Origin of the sequence: uncultured Jannaschia sp., assembly GCF_947503795.1 — a bacterium.
In the GTDB taxonomy this organism is placed as follows: Bacteria; Pseudomonadota; Alphaproteobacteria; order Rhodobacterales; family Rhodobacteraceae; genus Jannaschia.
The window spans coordinates 898,792-914,818 of record NZ_CANNEZ010000001.1 but is presented as its reverse complement, the minus strand read 5'-3'; the positions used below and the strand labels follow the sequence as shown (position 1 = coordinate 914,818).

Genomic DNA, 16,027 nt, shown 5'->3' with positions numbered 1-16,027 from the left:
ACGATCGTCTTGAAACGGAAATAATTGATGATCCACTTTGTTGCTCCGCTGGACGGGCAGATAATCGGCAAAGCCGCAAGTCGCGAAGATGCCTGGTGGCTTTGTAGTCGCTATGGCCTTAAGCCTTATCCTTTGACTGATGCCTCTGCGGTGAGTTTAGAGGATGCTGAGAATGGAGCGAAGGTGTGGACGGTTCCTTGCGAGCATACCCAATACCCTTATGACCGCGCTGCCTTTGAAAATAGGTGTCGGGATGGCTTAGCTACTTTGGACAACGGCTTCCCGGCATGGCCTGTTGCTGAAGAAAATGGGATAGCGTTCCAAACATTTAAGCAACGACTCAACCGAGGCTGGTCGGGAGAAAGGGCAGCAACTGAAGGGGTGCGGGAAATGGCGCATAATCCGGATGATGAATGGGAAGTAATAGCGCTCGAAAACGGGTTATCTGTGCGCGCATATCGCAGCCGGGTGCAGGCTGGTTGCCCAGAAGCCATCGCCGCGACAATGGGGCTAGGTTGGCGGAAGTGGTGAGAAGCCGCTCTTAGAGGGAAGAGGCGGCCCAAACCCGACCTTGGCCCTACCTTCACGATGCTGCGGGCGCAGCCCGCATTGCTGCCATTCGCTGCGAGCGCGTCGGCAATAACTCTTCTGTAAGGTAGCGACTTAACCTATTAGCATGACAAGAAGAATGCTTGAATATGTCCTGAATGCAAGACAACCATCAGATCAAGGATGCCAGTAGTATCTTCGCAAGGCATTTGGAAGTGACAGTAAGGCAGATTCTACTTTGAAAATCACGATTTATCAGAGAATAAACCCGTTGATACCTTGGTCTTCAATCGCAAGTATCGGCAACTCCACTCCTGCGCGCCTAACCGCGCTCGCGCCGTTGATCGGCTATCTTATCATCTACAACCAATTCATCGCTGAGTTCTTCTTCCTTTCGACCCGCGATACCGTGCCAGATGGATCAACATTATCCGTTCTGGATCTTCTGAGAGATCTTAAACTAACCTTCCTTTATTTTGGTTTAGTGTCGTTCGGTGTTGGAGCAATCCTTTTCGGGTTCTTTGCTCCCAGCAGTATCCGAAAGTATAAGACACCTGAGGAATACGTTCTTGCAATGGGAGCAGCTCAAACCGAGTGGTTGATCGTCGATAACTTGACGCGCGTCGGTGGCTCTGCATGGGACGGGGAATGGTCCAAAGATCCCGAAAGTTATGGAAAAACTTCACTGAGCTTTACTGAGGACACGCTTTACCAGCTTGACGCCATATTGGAGCACGCTGGTCACAATGCCTTTGTTGACGACGAAGAACCGAGTGAGCACATTCAGGACGACCCGGATATGGGCTTCTATAACGGCTTGGGCAATGTGATGACTGACCGGGTTCTTGAATGCATACTGTCCAAAAGACGTGTCGATAGAGCACTTTGGCACAATGCGATTGGTGTCATCGTGGATGATCGTGCAAGGGATGTGTTCTACATGGCCTACTCCTTTGACGAATGGTCAAAATTTAGAGCGCGACTATCCTGTACGATAATGTTTGCATTGGGAGGTGTGCTGCTCTCCATCCCAACGATCATCACATCAGTCGAAGTCGTCTCGCAGATCGGAAGATAATGAGTGATCTTGATTCAAAGAGTTATCTTCTCGAAACAATGGAGGCGTTCGAAAAGGCAACTGAGCAAGCAGTCGCTCTTTCTGAAAGCCGACTTGGTGTCGCCCATACGGGAAGGCAGAACCGCGTGCTCATGGCGTATGCGAAGACACTCGCGCACGCCATGAGCATTCAATTAATCTACAGAAACTCCGTGAGGCAGAAAACCGAGTTCGGGTTCCTTGATCATTTCTCAATCGGGGCGCTCACTCGTACTCTTATCGATGCATCGATCATGACTCTGTACCTGTCTGAACCAAGTCTCAGCGAAGCAGAATGGGACTTGAGACGAAACGTTCTGTTTTTGCACGACGCATCCAACAGAAAACGCTTTCTGATTTCTATGAATAAGCATGTTGGTACAACGCTTTCAACCGACGAATTAGACGCTCATCGTCAGAACAAGGATGGCCTTCTAAAGGTGATCATGCAACGCGGCAAAGAGCTTGGGTTGGACGAAGCCAGAATCGAAGATCTTTCGAATGGCCAATTTGTATTCATTAACGGCGTTCGTGGTGCCGTGAGTGAAGCTGGGATCGATAAGAATGGATTTGAGTTTATACATACCTATCTCTCCAATCACGTGCACAGTCACCCTGTCAGCCTGCTGCGACAGGAGAAAATTTCGTTTGAAGCACCAACAGATTTTCAAATGAGCTTCTGTGCTATCTGTTTAGAGGCAGCTACCCAATATCTTGAAAACGCCAGGTCACGCATAGATGAATTCACTGGCGAAATGGCACGTGATCCAAATGGGCATATCGACTGATGTGCGCAGATCAAGTGTTCAGAAACCAGTTCCTACAGGGCGAAAATCGCCGATTTGCCCCTCTTTCTGACTTGTCAGATAAGCGCAATTTCAGCAGGCATGTCTTTATCGAACGTGATGGGAGCCTTTCCGAAGCCGTACGATTAAACATCTTAAATGACCGACATCGCGAAGACATAATCGGATTTCATTTTGCTCAGCAATACGCAAAAATCCACTTTGGGGAGAAGCTGGAGCAACCTCAGTTCTACATCGTCGGCAGAGACAATCCATGGGATATTGAGTACGTCATGCATGATGGCACGACGTTCTTCTTGGAAATATGTAGGGTTGCAGACAAGGACTTGCTCAAGGCAATCAAGATTGAGAATGATGTAACAGCCCTACTCATGAAGTCTGAACTGAAGGGCTTTGAGATCGAGAAAATCGAGAAGCACTTTCCGGGTACCTTGCCCGTTAATCTTGTTGAAAAAGTTCAAACTAAGGCTGACAAGCAGCGTAGATATTTATTGGAAAAACCTGGTGGAGGTCCTGATCTATTTTTGCGCGCTCCAATGAACCCTCATCTGAACTTGAAGACAGAGATCGAGATTGCGCTCAAGAAAAAATCGGCGAAAAAACATGCTGGTAAAGACCGCACCATCATTGTCTTGGATAACCTAACCACCCACTCCCAACCAGAGGATTTCTTTGACGCTGTGGATGATTTGGGCGACTTCCTGGATGAATTGCCATTCAAGTCTGTTTGGCTCTATACCGGTTATTATAGTGATGATGACGGCTATAGCTGCGAATACTCATTGGTTCCCATCAAGTTGTCAGATGAGGAGGCCAGCTACCTGACAGAGCACGGACCGAGTTGATCCGTGTGGTTTTTAGCAGAGTTATGCCTCGTAAAACGCAATCTTAGTGTGATCGGAGCTCCATACCACTGTCTGTAGGTCCGCTTTCTAACACCGCCCGAAGGATAAATGCACTCGCAGCGAATGACCGCATTCCACCCTCCGTGTGGTACACGGGTGCAACAGCATCGGTCGTCGGTTGCTCTTGACGGGCACTTGCAGCTCTCGTTGTAGACCATCCAACAAACTATGATGTCGACAGTTGCACTGCTCCAGCACCATTGGTCCTAGGGGTGATGCAAGGCCCAGTTTTTGGCCGGACAACGCAGTTCCAGAACACACGCAAAAATTAGCCATAGAGATTCTGTGACCCCAGCGTTAGTGCCGGGATCGCCTTGAGCGATAGACAGAGTTGGGGATCGACGGGCTAACGCCCGCTCACCCCACCCCTGACAGTTTCAATTTCCTGTTGATCCGCCTGCCATCCTGTCAGGTCCGAGAAAACTGGCAAGCGCCGCCTGCGGCGTCGGTTCCGGTCGAGAATTCCGGTTCCTCCCACGAGGGCGAGCCGCGCGGTTCCCTCCCAAATTCACGCCCTCCACCCGGTTGTCACGGCCCCGCCAGGCCGCAGGACGGGCTTTGCCCTTACCTGCTCTGCCCTTCGGAATGCATGGGCATTCCAAAGATCAGAACAGGAAGGCCCGCCCATGGCGGAAAGGGGAAGAGACCCGGCCCGCGTCACTCAAGGAGGGTCACAAATGACCGCAGAGAAGTTTGACGTTTACACCCATGTCACCAACCAGATCGTCGCGCAGATCAAGGCGGGAACGCCGCCTTGGCGCAAGCCGTGGACCGGCGGCGGGGTGTCTGTCAGCTTGCCGGAACGCTTCAACGGCGAGGCCTATCGGGGCATCAACATCCTGATGCTTTGGGCGACAGCGATGGCCAAGGATTACAGCTCAGCCCGCTGGATGACGTTCAATCAGGCCAAGCAGCTTGGGGGTCATGTTCGTAAGGGCGAGAAATCCGCCACGGTCGTGAAATACGGCACCGTCGAGCGGGAAGACGAGAATGGCGAGGAACGCCGGATCCCCTATGCCCGTGCCTACCGCGTGTTCAACGCCGACCAGATCGAGGGTTTGCCCGCTGAATTCTACATCCTGGCCGATCCGCCCCGCGATCTTGGCACCGTGGCAGACCCTGAGCTGGAGGCGTTCTTTACAGCGACCGGCGCGCAGATCGACGTGACCGAGGAGCCGCGCGCCAATTACAACATCAAGACAGACCGGATTCACATGCCGCCGATTGGCACGTTTTATCGGGCGGCTGGATATTTTGGCACCTTGGCCCACGAGACAATCCATTGGACAGGCGCAGCAAAGCGGCTGGACCGTTTGGGCCGGTTCAATGACCGCAAGGCCTACGCCTTCGAGGAGCTGGTCGCAGAGATTGGCAACTGCATGCTTTGCGCGCAGATCGGGGTGGAGCCTGAATTCGACCAGAGTGCGGCCTATGTCGAGGGTTGGCTTGAGGCGATGAAGGAAGACAGCCGCGCGATATTCCGCGCCGCGTCAGAGGCGCAGAAGGCCGTGGATTACATCATGGAGCGCACCGCGCAGGCCGACAGGATGGCTGCCGAGTAGCAGCCCGCACCGCCGAAATGATCGAGGCCCCCGTCAGCAGGCGGGAGCCTTTTGCGTAGTGGTTCAATGACGGTGATGGGGCGTTTTCAGGGTCGGCGCTTCGTGCCCCAAACCCAAGCTCTATTTTTCGCGCAAATCAGCTTCAGAATATGATCTGGAAGAGCATGACGATGGCCATGCCCATCATCATCAGGTTTTCAGTCAGGCTGACGAACCCGAGCGGCACGTTCGAGTTGCCGCCGACGCAGGCGCATTTCAACTCCCGCTTGTCGATATAGACGGCTTTGAACACGCTGATCGCGCCCACCATGGCGATGAAGAGCGCCGCTGGGGCTGCGAGTGGGGTCAGCAGCATACCCGTCATCAGTATACCTGCCCCCGTCTCGACCCACGGATAGACATACGCATAGGGCACCCACCTCCGTGCTAGCAGGTCGTAGTTGAGGAACATCGTTGTGAAGCCCTCGATGTCGCGGAGCTTCTGCATTCCCAGCAGGATCATCGAAACGGAGATGAACCAGCCGAGCGTCTGCCAAGATATCGTGCCGAGAAAGCCGATTGACAGCGCAAGCGCCGTCGCGGCGGCGACCGCGAAAAGATACATTACCGGCGTGTAGGTCGTCGCGTCGGGATCGTAGTCAGTGAGCTTTTGCCGAAGAGCGTCATATCCGCCGACGCGCTCACCTTCGATCCACACCTGCGGTGTCGTGGGAACGTCGTATTCTTCCTTGAACGCATCCACCTCGGGGCGTTCACGGAACAGGCGATCATCGACTTCATAGCCCTTGGACTTCAGCAGCCAGCGGGCCTTTTGGCCCGCCGGGCAAAGATGGTTCGGCAGGGCCATGCGGTAGAGAACGGCGGTTTTCCCGGTCGCGGCAGTTGCGGGGTCGGTTGTTACGTCTGCGACGTCGCGGGTGTCTTTTGGCATCATCAGTCTCCTTGCGTTTAGCGTCCGCGAGAGTTGCGGATGAAATAGACGATACCGGCGATCAGAAAGACGATCACGAGCAGGGAAATCAAACCCATACCGCCCATCATCCAACCGCTTCCGTCCATCATTTGATCTTCGTTCATCATGTCATTGCTTCCTTAAATCGATCTTCAGTTTTGGGGGCTGACTTCGACACGATCCGTACCGGGAGCCGCGTCCCCGTTGGCTTCGATGTCCGCGATGTAGAGTTTCATTTCCTCGATCTCGCTGCGCTGAGCCTCGATGATCGCATCGGCCAACTCGCGCACGCGCGGATCGGAGATGTTCGCCCGTTCGCTGGTGAGGATCGCGATGGAATGGTGCGGGATCATCGCCTTCATCCAGGCAATATCGCCCACCGTGTCTTGCGACCGGACCAGATAGACACCGGCGGCAAAGGCGATGGCAGCGCCCGCGAAGATCGCGATGTTGGCTTTCCGGTTGGAATACATGCCGAGCATGAAGGCGAGCATGACGATCGCCATCATGCCGCCCATGTAGAGCGCCATCCACATGCGGGTCTGCGAGAAGAAGACGTGATCGAGCGCGTAGGTGTTGAGATACATCAAGCCATACATCACCACCGTCGAGGTACCGATCATGGCAAAGAACCGGCCGTAGCCACCGCCCTTGCTACCCTGATGCGCTTTGCTTGAAACCATTGTAGAACCTCGTCAATAAGCCATTGTCTGCCAATTCAGTATACCCCTATAGGGTATATAACAAGGATGGCGACCAAAGGTTCCAGAAAAGGAGTGCCACCGGATGAAGGCCAACAAGGAAAAGACGCTGGACCGCCTGTCGCGGCTTGAAGGACAGGTGCGCGGTGTCGCCAAGATGGTCGAGAGCGACCGCTATTGTATGGACATCCTGGCACAGACGGCTGCAATCCGGTCAGCGGTGCTTGGGGTCGAAAAGCTGATTTTGGAGAACCACGCCGAACACTGTGTCGAATCCGCGATTGCGAGCGGCGATCCGGAGGAACAGCGCGCCAAGTTCGATGAGTTGATCGGACTTTTGCAAAAGGCATCGCGGTAGGGTCGTTTGTGAACGTCCGCCCGGTCGAGAGCATCATCGCGACGGCCAAAGGGTTCGCTTTACTGTCGGTTCTCCATTTCATCGTGGCGTTCGCGGATGTCCTGCGGCCATGTCGATTTGATGTAGCTGAGCACGACGATGATCTGGTCATCCGTCAGAACGCCCTCGTAGATGGGCATGTTGGATTCATAGTCGGGATCGCCGATCAGTGCGCCGGTCCCGTATTTGGTCAAACGGAACAGCGTATCGCCGTCATGGTGCCACGTATGCCCGGTTTCATCGTGAGGCGGTGCGGGAAGCCGTCCGTCCGCACCGGGTGAGCGCCAGTTTGGCTGACCCTCAAGGTTTGCACCGTGGCAGGAGGCGCAATTCTCGGAGTAGACCGTTTGACCAAGGGCCACCACGTCCGGGTCGGAAGGCATCAGCACGGTCTGGGCCGGTGCCGATGTTCCCCACCCAAAGGCGAGGGCAGCGGCTCCCGCAAGAACCACTGCCCCCAGACCGAGCGCGACAGTCCGGTTCACAGACCGGCCTGGTAGAAGACCTCGCCCTCACCGGCGTCGCCACCAAAGGCCAGCACGTCATACCGCGCGGTCGGATCATCCCCCATGCCGGGGGAGCCACCGGGCATTCCGGGGACCGCGATCCCGTCAATTTCGGGGCGTTCTTCGAGCAGTTTCGCAAGTGCCGCGAACGGCACATGACCTTCGACCACATAGCCGTCGATCATCGCGGTATGACAGGACCACATCGTGCCGGGCACATCGTTGTGCAGCTTTACGCTGGTGACATCGCGAGTGTCCGTGACCTCGATTTCGTAGCCTTCCTCCCGAGCCAGGGCGACCCAGGCACCACAACAGCCGCAGGTCGGGCTTTTGGTCACGTGCATCGTGCCGTGATCGCTCATGCCGGAATGGTTGTCGGCATGGGCCATCCCGACAGAGCCGAAAGAGGCGAGGCCAAGCGACAGCGCAGCAGCGGGGGTGAGAGTGAGTATTGTCTTGATCGGTTTCATGTCTTTTCCTCTCGACAGAAATACGCACGGGCAGAGCCCGTTCTGATGTGATTACAACGAAAGGACCGCGACACAGGGGACGCGGCAGGCATCACGCTGCGCGGGGCGGGTCGAGAGGGCCGGAAGGCTTTATGCCCGTCAGCGGCAGACTTGCGGAGACGTAGACATCCTCGCAGGTCGCCGGGGCGTCGTCATGGTGGCCTACACCAGGAAGCAGCGCGGGAAGCGCATGGCAGGGCTGGGAGCGCTCAGAGCTTTCCGAACAGCAGACCGGCTGATCGTCGGCCGCTTCATCCGTCGCCGCGTGGCTATGTTCCACCACAGCCGCATGGCCCGCGTCCATCGCCCCGGAGATCGAAGCGGACAGCGCGACCATGACAACAAGAAGAAGTCGGATCAAACCCATGCTATATACCTACATGGGGTATGCGGATATTTGCAAGCTGCAAGCTGCTATACGTTCTGTCGCTGGCATAATGCGCGTGCGTATTTTCGACGGCCAGCCTCACCCGCTATTCTTCTCTACGCTTCATGCGCACCGATACAGAGCCGATGATCACCAAGAACCTCGATGACGCGACACTTTCCGGCATGGCCCGGATCGTCCGCGTTCGCCATCCGCGCCAGTTCCTCCCGAAGCTGCGCGAGAATTTTCATACGCCGATCCACGGCCGCGAGCTGCTTGCGTGCGATCTCGTGGGCGGGTGCGCAGTCCTTTAACGGGGCTTCAGCCAATGCCATCAGATCGGCGATGTCATCAAGACCGAAGCCCAGTTCCCGCGCATGGCGCAAGAAGGCGAGGCGTTCGAGGGCGGCTTCATCGTAGCGCCGTTGCCCGCCTGTCGTGCGAGCCGGAGACAGGATCAGGCCTCGGCTTTCATAGTAGCGGATCGTCGTCACCTTCACGCCGGTCCGGCGCGACATCTGCCCGATGGAGTATTCTTTCATCATTGCCCCTTGAACCTACAGTCGCTGTAGATCGTATCTAACTGAAAACGATACGAATCGAAAGGAGCCGTCATGGGTCATGGCCATCATCATCACGTCGATCCCGAGGCAGGCGACCGCCGCGTCTTCGCCGCCATCGCGGTCAATATGGGCCTGACGGTCGCGCAGATCGTCGGTGGCATCGTTTCCGGCTCGCTCGCCCTGATCGCCGACGCGCTGCACAACTTTTCCGACGCGATCTCGCTCATCATCGCTTTCGGCGCTCGCAAGATCGCGCGACGGCCAAGGGACGCGGATATGACGTTCGGCTATGGCCGGGTCGAGGTCGTCGCCGCGCTCATCAACTACACCACGCTGATCGTGATCGGCCTCTATCTGCTTTACGAGGCCGCAATGCGCTTTGCCGATCCGCAGCCCGTCGAGGGCTGGCTGATCGTCATCATCGCTGGAATCGCGCTGATCGTGGACGCCGTGACGGCGGCGCTGACCTACGCCATGTCCAAATCCAGTGTGAACATTCGCGCGGCGTTCCTGCACAACGTTGCCGATGCGCTCGGCTCTGTCGCAGTAATTGTCGCTGGCACATTGATCCTTCTCTACGACTGGCGGCTGATCGACCCGCTCGTGACGGTGATGATCGCGGGCTACATTCTCTGGCAATCGTTCCAGGAAATCGGCCCGGTGATACGTATCCTGATGCTCGGCTCACCACCTGATATCGAGACGGAAGCGGTGCTGGAGACCGTGCGCGGAATCGACGGCGTGACGGGCATCCACCACGCGCATTTCTGGCAGATGGACGAACACCGTGCGGCGCTGGACGCGCATATCGTCATAACCGAGGGTCGTTGGTCCGAAGCAGACGCCGTGAAGGAGCGGATCAAGGCCGCACTATCTGACCGGTTCGACATCGAGCATACGACGCTTGAGCTGGAGTGCGCGCGCCACGCCTGCGACGACCCGGCTGAGTTCGGCGGGCGCGGCCATGGCGAGGAGCGGCACGGATGACCGTCTACTCTGTGTAGCTCTCGCAGTCGTCGATCCCGGTCCCCGTCGCGGCGAGGAGCCGGTCCGCATCGCGGATCAGATTGGCGACCTGCCTGCCCGCCAAACGATACCGGACGAACCGGCCCTCGCTGCGGCGGCTGACCAATCCGCAGTCGAGCAGGCAGCGCAGATGGTTCGATACATTGGGCTGACCCAACCCCGTATCGCCGACAATTTCCTGCACGCTGCGTTCGCCCGACACCAGCGCATCGAGGATTGCCAAACGGCTGGGATCGCCGAAGCCCCGGAAGAGCTTTGCCCGCAGTTCCAGAGCGTCGGCTGCCAAAAGATCGCCTTGCGCGTCGTTCGTCATCATATCATTATCCACTGATACGTTAGCGGCGAACCCTTTCGCCCGCCACCTTGAAGAGGATCGCACATGAGCCAAGCCGAGAACAGCACGTTGCCTACGGCATCCTCACCGATCCGGATGCGGGTGCAGGGCATGGACTGCGCCAAGGACGCCGCCGAGATCGAGCGCGCGGCACGGTCTGCGGGCGTGGCCGTAGGCGATGTGAAGGTGTCTGCCGCGACCCACGTCATGACATTGCGGATCGCTGAGGGTGACTTGCCGAAAGTGCGTCCGGCCCTCGACGCGACCGGCTACGGCTTCGAGAAGATCGAGGACGGTGATACATCCTCCGATCCGGCCTACAAGGACCCGAGCTATCGCCGCGCCCTCTGGATCGTGGTCCTGCTCAATCTCGGCTACGGCGTGGTCGAGATGTTCGGCGGGTTCCTGTCAGGGTCGCAGGCTTTGAAGGCGGACGCGCTCGATTTTCTGGGCGACGGCGCAATCACGTTTCTGGGTCTGCTCGCCATCGGCTGGAGCCTGACATGGCGGGCGCGATCAGCGATTATCCAAGGAGTGTTTTTGGGGCTTCTGGGCCTCGGTGTCGTCGGCAGCACGCTTTGGCGCGTTCTCAATCAGACGACGCCCGAAGCCGGGTTGATGGGAGCGTTCGCCGTAGGTGCGCTGATCGTGAACATCCTCGCGGTCCTGCCGCTCCTGAAACACCGCAAGGGGGACGCGAACATGCGGGCGGTCTGGCTCTTTTCGCGCAACGACGCCATCGGCAACCTCGCCGTGGTGATCGCAGCCGGACTGGTCGCGTGGCTTGGCAGCGCTTGGCCCGACCTCATCGTTGCCTTCGCCATCGCAGGGCTGTTCCTGCATTCTTCTTGGATGATCATCCGCGATGCGCGGAGCGATTTGGCCGAAACATAGGACGGGCGGACAGAAACCCCTTGCCAGAACTGTACGGGCGAAAACGGTCCTTTGTGCTGGTCCGCTCTGCCCCACGCAAAACCGATCACTTAGACAAAAAAAACCGGCAAAACCTTTGCAGTTTTGGCAGGTTTTTGACCACCGCTTTAGTGGCGTCTAAGCCACAAACATAGCCGAGCCGTTCCCATTTATGCAGCGAAATCAATGACCTTGATTGGTCACATATGTGACCAAAATCGTAAGGGTTGTCGCCCTCCACGATTCATTGGACTGCCCTGCAAGCGAAAAGCGGATTTTGAGACGTAGGCTAAACCCGTTGTACCAACCGAAGTAGTAGTGGCCTCGCTGACATACTGAAACGTGCCAAGCGATCCAAAGGCTGGGGGATTCACTGGGGGATAAAGACCCCAGAAAATCTTCTAACCATATGAAATAAATGTATTTTTATTGCATTAGTGGTGCCCGGGGGCGGAATCGAACCACCGACACGAGGATTTTCAAACCGAAGCTTATTGATAGGGCTCAACACGTTAGTCACGAAAAATCTGTCAAACCGACCACGGCGCATCAAGCACTTAGCGGCGAATTGTCAAACCTTGCCCCTGAGGCCTTCCAATGAGCTGGCGCGTGGCAAACGCTTGTGCCGAGAGGAAGTTTGGGAGTGCGACGCGCAAGCAGATCATAATGTTTTTGGCGGACAAGGCCTCTGATGACGGGTCGGGCATCTGGTGTTCGAAAGGAACAATCCAGCGCCACACCGAGCTGGGGGAGACTACGGTCAAGCGAACCGTCCGCGAGTTCTTGAAAGATGGCATCCTGGTCGAGACCGGCGCACGGACCTGCAAGAACGGTTTCACCGTCGTTTACCGGATCGATCTTGCCAAGGTCGAAGCGCTGGAACCGACCGCAGAACCCGAGATTGAGACGGGGTCCACAGTGGACCCCGTCCAGTCTGGACCCGGTACGGGGGCCTCTGTGGCCGGGGTACCGGGGCCACCACGGCCCCCAAACCACCCTAAAACCATCCATAAACCACCTACGCGCAAGCGCGAGGCGGCGGAGGCTTCAGAAGCTGAGAAGATTTTGGCGGCGTATCCATCCGACCGATTGCGCGGCAAAGCGGCCTGCCTTGCCCAGATCGAAGAGGCCGTGAAGGAAGGGATCAAGCCGGAGCGCTTGTTGCAGGCTGTCCAAGCCTACGCGACCAACAGCGCTGGTTTCACCCGTTCCAAGGTCTGCTTTTCCGACAACTGGTTTCAGTCGCGGCGCTGGCAGGCCTATGTCGAGAAGCAGGCAGCAGCCCGAAAAAAGTCAGCAGCGTTGGAGGCCGATCACCATGCACGGTTGGTCTGCTGGATCATTGATCGCAGCCCGATGTGCAAACACATCACGGCCAAGCAGATCGAGGGATTGCTGGCGTCGAAGCTGGTAACGCAGGCCCAAATCCAAGCGGTAGGCCTCAGATCATGACCGCTTCCGATCCCACAGAAGAGCAAACAGCAAGGCGACCCATGTCATACGCTGGCGCTGCTGACACGGGACCTTGCGAGGGGCGGCACGCCTCCCCTTCGAACCCCACCGGCGCGGGCAAAGCCCCCGCCAAAGAGCCGCTCACCGAGACCTTCGTCTTCCGCTGCACCGAGTCCGAGAAGGCCCAGCTGCGCGCCAAGGCCGAGGCCGCTGGACTGCCCGCTTCGACCCTTCTGCGTGAGGCGCTTGGCCTGACCGAAGCACGCCGCCGCAAGCCCGTGCCGCGCGTCGACCCCGCGTTGGTGCTGGCCGTCGGGCGCATCGGCGGCAACCTCAACCAGATAGCCCGCTTGCTGAACCGCGCCATGAAGGTCGGGCGCAACGACCTCGACACGCTGACCGTGGCGCGTCGCCTTGTGGTGATCGAACGCCGGCTCGCCGCGCTTCTCAATGAGGCGCGGCGGTGCTGATCAAGTTCTTCCCCAACGGCAAAGGCGCGGGCGCAGGGCCGGTTGGCTACCTCGTGGCCGAGCGCGTGCTGGCCTATGACAGCAACCGCGACCTGATCCGCGATGCGGACGGTCAGCCATTGACTGTCACCCGCGATCCACTGCCCGAGGTTCTGCGTGGCAACCCGGAGCGCACCGAGGCCCTGATCGACGCCAGCCGCCACCAGTGGACCTACCGCGCGGGCGTGATCAGCTTTGTCGACAGCGACGACCCGACCGAGGACCAGCAGGCCAAGGTCATGGACCAGTTCGAGCGGCTGGCCTTCGCGGGGCTGGACCCTGAGCAATATGAGGTGCTCTGGGTCCGCCATCGCCACGAAGGCCGGGTCGAGCTTCACTTCTGCACCCCGCGCCTGGAGTTGACGGCTGGCAAAAGCCTCAACATTGCGCCGCCCGGATATCAGGACGCCTATGACAGCCTGCGGGACGTGATGAACCAGCGCCACGGCTGGGCCGATCCGATGGATGTGGAGCGCGCGCAGGAGGTTCGTGACGCGGTCGAAGCCCCGACCCGCGCGCAGGACCGGGACGAGTTGCACGCCTGGATACAGGACCAGATCGACCTCGGCCTGATCAGCGACCGCGCATCCATGATCGACGCCCTCACCGACGCAGGCTTCGACCTGCCACGGACCGGCAAGGCCTACATCACCGCCCGCGATCCCGACACTGGCGAGCGCTGGCGGCTGAAAGGAGAGATTTTCCGTGAAGACTGGCAACAGGGTCCGACTGAGCGAGAAGCTGAACGCGGAGCTCGACGAGATCAGGCAGGAACACGTCGCCTCGATCCCGTCCCAGCTCAAGAGCTTCAGGATCGATTTGAAGAACATTGTGGGCGCCGCGCAGCATACCATCGCGAGCGATACGCGCCGGTTTCAGACCGAGACAGCGAGCCTGTTCGAGACGCGGCTGAGCTCGATCCGACTTTGGCTGACGATCTCGCCCTGGCTGATCGCGGGGATGGTGCTGACAGGGATCGCCTTGATGATGGCCGGGAGCTTTTTCTGGATGGTACATCTGACGCGCTCGGAACTGACCGAGCTGGGCCTGACGCGGATCGAGCGGCCCGAGGGGACATGGCTGATCCTCGACCCATCGAAGACGCGGCTCAGGACCTGCACGATGGACGAGCGGCACGTCACCTGCATTCGGATCGAGGAGGACTAGATGAGCCAACTGACAGCCTTGGAACGCGACTTGCTCGCCTGCGTCGAGCGGTTGGTGAAGGCCTCAGAGGCCTCCGCGAAGGGTTTGACCGCCTTGGAAACACGCTCGACCGGCAAGATCGAGAGGGAACTGGCTGGCTTGAAAGACTGCGTGGCCTTGCTCATTCGTTCGCACACCGCGTCCATGAAGGCCTTGAACGGATTGCTGAACGACGAGGCGAGCTACAAAACGCTGGACGAGAACTTGCAGCAGAGCTTGACTTTAGCGAAAGCCGCCGCCGAGAGATTGAGGGACAGCTAGACAGCCAGGAGGCCCAAGCGGAACGGGGATTGAGGCATTGAAATCCCAGAAGTATGGTTGCGCGTTATTGGCGAAAGAAGCACTGCGTGCCATAAGGTACTGCGACGTCAGTGAGACAGTCGCACATGATCAATCGAGCAAAAACCAATGACGGCACTTTTCGACAAATGGATAGGGGAAAGCACTCCAGTATTTCTGGGGACAAACCACCTATCACAAGAATTGCCGTTTTCCAGTTGGTATCGCTTCAAAGAGGCATTCTCACCGGAAATTGTTAGACAGGCGATTGTCGATCATCCGGCGAAAGTAGAGACATGTATTGATCCATTCTCCGGCTCTGGAACCACAGCGCTAACAGCACAGTTTCTCGGTGTTCCAAGCACTTCATTTGAGGTGAACCCCTTCTTGGCGGATCTCGGTCGCGCGAAGACCGAATGCTATGATATCGATGAACTTCGGTCTTCGTTCCGATCTGTGATTGAATCGACCCGAGACCAGGAGAACTCATTCGACCGCAACAGCGGGGCATGGCTCCCCGAAACGTTCGTCGAACCTGGAAAGAACGGCAAATGGCTCTTCAACGCAGATGTTGCTCACCAAGTGTTTCAATTTCGAGACGCGATTTCGCGTATCAAAGACCCTACGGTAAAGCGACTCTTTGAGGTTATTCTTGGAAGCTCACTGATAGAAAACTCAAACGTGGTGATCAACGGTAAGGGAAGGCGCTACCGAAGAAATTGGCAGCAACGACCCAAGACAAAATACGATCTTCTCGACACTCTTCAGGTGCGAGCCGAGCGTTGCTTTCTCGATATTGAGAGCTTCAACTCCAAGTCAGCGACTCCGGCCAGAATAGAACTGCAGGATGTCCGCGATGAAGGCCTTTGCTTTCCAGAATTCGACGTCAGTATTTTTTCGCCACCTTACCCAAACTCCTTTGACTATACAGATGTTTACAATGTTGAGCTTTGGATGCTCGGCTACCTCAACAACCGAAACCAAAACGTTGATCTGAGAAAACAGACTCTCACTTCACACGTTCAAGTTTCGAAAACCTTTTCGCGCTTGGTGGATCAACCTCGGCTTCTCACCGAAACAGTAGCGCAGTTGCGACTTCAAGAAGATCTACTGTGGGACAAACGAATACCTCGAATGATCGAAACATACTTCTTCGAGATGTCTAACCTTCTGGAAAAACTTGCGAAATCCAAGAAGCGGAATGGACGAGTGTGGGTCGTTGTGGGGAATAGTCAGTATGCGGGCGTGCAAATTGAAACAGGACGCATCTTAGCTGAAATCGCGAAAGGACTGGGTTATACGGTCGTAAAGAACGAGATAAGCAGAAAGCTACGGACATCACCTCAACAAGGCGGTTCCCCCAGGCTAGGGGAAGCAGTCCTAGTGCTGGCCTAAG

At 57.1% G+C, this 16,027-nt stretch carries 20 protein-coding genes; 12 read left to right on the top strand and 8 right to left on the bottom strand.

Annotated features, from left to right (window positions below):
* Positions 1 to 27 precede the first annotated feature (27 nt).
* The 5 genes from Q0833_RS04970 (at position 28) to Q0833_RS04950 (ending at position 4,918) form a co-directional block, all read left to right on the top strand.
* Complete coding sequence (locus Q0833_RS04970; protein WP_298430861.1) at positions 28 to 531, top strand: hypothetical protein; 504 nt, start codon at positions 28 to 30, stop codon at positions 529 to 531.
* A gap of 256 nt (positions 532 to 787) precedes the next feature.
* Positions 788 to 1,627, top strand: coding sequence for a hypothetical protein (locus Q0833_RS04965; RefSeq protein WP_298430859.1), 840 nt, complete (start codon positions 788 to 790; stop codon positions 1,625 to 1,627).
* Positions 1,627 to 2,433 carry a hypothetical protein gene (locus Q0833_RS04960; RefSeq protein WP_298430857.1) on the top strand — a complete coding sequence of 269 codons (807 nt, stop codon included), beginning with the start codon at positions 1,627 to 1,629 and terminating at the stop codon, positions 2,431 to 2,433. The genes Q0833_RS04965 and Q0833_RS04960 overlap by 1 nt, the downstream gene beginning before the upstream one ends.
* On the top strand, positions 2,433 to 3,296 hold the full coding sequence (locus Q0833_RS04955; protein ID WP_298430855.1) for a hypothetical protein: 864 nt from the start codon (positions 2,433 to 2,435) through the stop codon (positions 3,294 to 3,296). Before Q0833_RS04960 ends, Q0833_RS04955 begins: the two co-directional genes overlap by 1 nt.
* 737 nt (positions 3,297 to 4,033) lie before the next feature.
* Positions 4,034 to 4,918, top strand: a complete 885-nt coding sequence (locus Q0833_RS04950) for a zincin-like metallopeptidase domain-containing protein (RefSeq protein WP_298430853.1) — start codon at positions 4,034 to 4,036, stop codon at positions 4,916 to 4,918.
* Between the two features lie 142 nt (positions 4,919 to 5,060).
* Here Q0833_RS04950 and Q0833_RS04945 read toward each other — a convergent pair whose 3' ends face one another.
* The 3 genes from Q0833_RS04945 to Q0833_RS04935 are packed head-to-tail and all read right to left on the bottom strand — an operon-like array spanning position 5,061 to position 6,553.
* Positions 5,061 to 5,849, bottom strand: coding sequence for a MauE/DoxX family redox-associated membrane protein (locus Q0833_RS04945; protein ID WP_298430851.1), 789 nt, complete (start codon positions 5,847 to 5,849; stop codon positions 5,061 to 5,063).
* 17 nt (positions 5,850 to 5,866) lie between these two features.
* Positions 5,867 to 5,998 (bottom strand): hypothetical protein, encoded by a 132-nt coding sequence (locus Q0833_RS04940; RefSeq protein WP_268892434.1) that lies wholly within the window; start codon positions 5,996 to 5,998, stop codon positions 5,867 to 5,869.
* A gap of 24 nt (positions 5,999 to 6,022) precedes the next feature.
* Positions 6,023 to 6,553 (bottom strand): DUF305 domain-containing protein, encoded by a 531-nt coding sequence (locus Q0833_RS04935; RefSeq protein ID WP_298430845.1) that lies wholly within the window; start codon positions 6,551 to 6,553, stop codon positions 6,023 to 6,025.
* 103 nt (positions 6,554 to 6,656) lie between these two features.
* On the opposite strand from Q0833_RS04935, the gene Q0833_RS04930 reads away from it, so the two are divergent.
* Positions 6,657 to 6,929 carry a metal-sensitive transcriptional regulator gene (locus Q0833_RS04930; protein WP_298430843.1) on the top strand — a complete coding sequence of 91 codons (273 nt, stop codon included), beginning with the start codon at positions 6,657 to 6,659 and terminating at the stop codon, positions 6,927 to 6,929.
* Between the two features lie 59 nt (positions 6,930 to 6,988).
* Here Q0833_RS04930 and Q0833_RS04925 read toward each other — a convergent pair whose 3' ends face one another.
* The 4 genes from Q0833_RS04925 to Q0833_RS04910 all read right to left on the bottom strand — a co-directional run bounded on the left by Q0833_RS04925 (position 6,989) and on the right by Q0833_RS04910 (position 8,892).
* Positions 6,989 to 7,453: a cytochrome c gene (locus Q0833_RS04925; RefSeq protein ID WP_298430841.1), complete on the bottom strand. Its 465-nt coding sequence runs from the start codon at positions 7,451 to 7,453 to the stop codon at positions 6,989 to 6,991.
* Entirely contained in the window at positions 7,450 to 7,944 is a 495-nt protein-coding gene (locus Q0833_RS04920; RefSeq protein WP_298430839.1) for a DUF411 domain-containing protein, read from the bottom strand. Before Q0833_RS04920 ends, Q0833_RS04925 begins: the two co-directional genes overlap by 4 nt.
* Before the next feature lie 91 nt (positions 7,945 to 8,035).
* Positions 8,036 to 8,350: a hypothetical protein gene (locus Q0833_RS04915; RefSeq protein WP_298430837.1), complete on the bottom strand. Its 315-nt coding sequence runs from the start codon at positions 8,348 to 8,350 to the stop codon at positions 8,036 to 8,038.
* A 116-nt stretch (positions 8,351 to 8,466) separates the two neighbouring features.
* Positions 8,467 to 8,892: a helix-turn-helix domain-containing protein gene (locus tag Q0833_RS04910; RefSeq protein ID WP_298430835.1), complete on the bottom strand. Its 426-nt coding sequence runs from the start codon at positions 8,890 to 8,892 to the stop codon at positions 8,467 to 8,469.
* A gap of 72 nt (positions 8,893 to 8,964) precedes the next feature.
* Here Q0833_RS04910 and Q0833_RS04905 point away from each other — a divergent pair, with 72 nt between their 5' ends.
* A complete protein-coding gene (locus Q0833_RS04905; protein WP_298430833.1) occupies positions 8,965 to 9,900 on the top strand; it encodes a cation diffusion facilitator family transporter in 936 nt (311 codons plus the stop codon).
* Between the two features lie 4 nt (positions 9,901 to 9,904).
* On the opposite strand, the gene Q0833_RS04900 is transcribed toward Q0833_RS04905, so the two are convergent.
* Positions 9,905 to 10,255 (bottom strand): helix-turn-helix transcriptional regulator, encoded by a 351-nt coding sequence (locus Q0833_RS04900; protein ID WP_298430831.1) that lies wholly within the window; start codon positions 10,253 to 10,255, stop codon positions 9,905 to 9,907.
* Positions 10,256 to 10,318: 63 nt separating this feature from the next.
* Between Q0833_RS04900 and Q0833_RS04895 the strand changes: the two genes are divergently transcribed.
* The 5 genes from Q0833_RS04895 to Q0833_RS04875 all read left to right on the top strand — a co-directional run bounded on the left by Q0833_RS04895 (position 10,319) and on the right by Q0833_RS04875 (position 16,026).
* Positions 10,319 to 11,167: a cation diffusion facilitator family transporter gene (locus Q0833_RS04895; protein ID WP_298430829.1), complete on the top strand. Its 849-nt coding sequence runs from the start codon at positions 10,319 to 10,321 to the stop codon at positions 11,165 to 11,167.
* 615 nt (positions 11,168 to 11,782) lie between these two features.
* A complete protein-coding gene (locus Q0833_RS04890; protein ID WP_298430827.1) occupies positions 11,783 to 12,637 on the top strand; it encodes a hypothetical protein in 855 nt (284 codons plus the stop codon).
* A gap of 41 nt (positions 12,638 to 12,678) precedes the next feature.
* Positions 12,679 to 13,107, top strand: a complete 429-nt coding sequence (mobC, locus tag Q0833_RS04885) for a plasmid mobilization relaxosome protein MobC (RefSeq protein WP_298430825.1) — start codon at positions 12,679 to 12,681, stop codon at positions 13,105 to 13,107.
* Positions 13,101 to 14,654: a relaxase/mobilization nuclease domain-containing protein gene (locus tag Q0833_RS04880; RefSeq protein WP_298430823.1), complete on the top strand. Its 1,554-nt coding sequence runs from the start codon at positions 13,101 to 13,103 to the stop codon at positions 14,652 to 14,654. The genes mobC and Q0833_RS04880 overlap by 7 nt, the downstream gene beginning before the upstream one ends.
* A 106-nt stretch (positions 14,655 to 14,760) precedes the next feature.
* On the top strand, positions 14,761 to 16,026 hold the full coding sequence (locus Q0833_RS04875; RefSeq protein WP_298430821.1) for a hypothetical protein: 1,266 nt from the start codon (positions 14,761 to 14,763) through the stop codon (positions 16,024 to 16,026).
* Position 16,027: the final 1 nt, after the last annotated feature.